Raw genomic sequence first — 1,310 nt, 5'->3', positions numbered from 1 at the left:
CATAATGTACGATTTCATCCACTGGATCTTTTGTTACTTTAGTTGTCGGTGTTCCTTCTCCTACTTTTTCACCAGTAGTTGGATTGACATAAATAGGTGTTGTTGTTGTTTTTTCTCCATTTTCACCTTTTTGTACGACTTCTTCTGTACCAGGCGCTAATTTTGGATCAAATTCACGTTTTGTTTCATACGGAATCTTTTCTGTTGTCGTTTCTGGTGTACCTTCTTGAGCTTTAGGCGTATAAGTTAATGTTGCGCCCTCTAAGTCTGTTCTCATTACACCACTTGCGTATGTTCCAGCGTCACCATTTCCATGTTGACTTGAAGTTACTAAAAAGTTATAGCTATCATCTTTATTTAACCCTAAATCTGATAGAGTTGCTGTCCATGTTTTACCAGCATAAGTTGCTGTAAATGTTTCATTTGACGCATTATATTTTAAATTTACATTATTTAATTTTTGACCATGGAATTTACCGTCGAAGTCGTTTGTTGTATTATCAGCGTAGTAAATAAAGTCAGATTTTGGATCAGTGGCACTACCTCCAGGATTACCCGAACCTACTTTAGATGTATTGCCTTGGGCATCATTTTTCACAAAAGTAGCATATCCTCTGTATCCTTGGCCTGCTTGCTTTTGAGTTTTATCTAATGGATCTTTATTGGAATAACCTGTATCAATTCTGAAACCAGCTGCATCGGCCATACCTTTTTCGCGTAAAATGCCACCATCTTTTAAGTAAGTATTTGCATCATTCTTACTAAAAATAAAGCCCCAACCATCGGCACCAGTAGTATTGCTTTGACGATTATTAGCTACTCTAATATTAAAGTCGAAATCATTATCAAATGTGATTTGATTTTTAAATTGTACAGCCCCTACTCCAAATGTCCCAGTGGGTTGAGTATAGTTAAATCTAGTTAAATTTTTAGCATCTAAATCTGTAGGGTTTTCTTGAATATCTACATTGCCATAAGAATCATAGTTGTTTCTTCCTTTTACTGTAGTAGCTGGCAAATTAATAGTAGATGTCTCATTAGTAGAATCGCTTGCTGGCATGCTATATAAGGACATAAACGCCGGTGCACTATTCAAGTTTAATTCTTCCGAAGATAATGAACTATTTAAATCATAGTTTGAGTTCAAAGCTTCAATCTTATTATCTTCACTTTTCTCAGAACCTTGAAGATTTAAATTTTCATCTGAAGAAACAGTATTTGTTATTTCTTCTGTCTTCACTTCACTTGATGGCGCTTCTTTTGTTGTTACATCTTTTGTGTTTTCTTCACTTGATGGCGCTTCTTTTGTT

1 protein-coding gene is annotated in these 1,310 nt (G+C 35.1%); it reads right to left on the bottom strand.

Annotation, left to right across the window (positions count from 1 at the left end):
* Positions 1–1,310: G5 domain-containing protein (locus tag HMPREF3134_RS08420; RefSeq protein WP_256262282.1), on the bottom strand; the 1,310-nt coding region annotated here is incomplete at both ends.

Source organism: Staphylococcus sp. HMSC14D10, from assembly GCF_001808125.1.
In the GTDB taxonomy this organism is placed as follows: domain Bacteria; phylum Bacillota; class Bacilli; order Staphylococcales; family Staphylococcaceae; genus Staphylococcus; species Staphylococcus haemolyticus.
The sequence above is the reverse complement of the archived record's forward strand: the minus strand, read 5'-3'. Positions and strand labels throughout refer to the sequence as shown.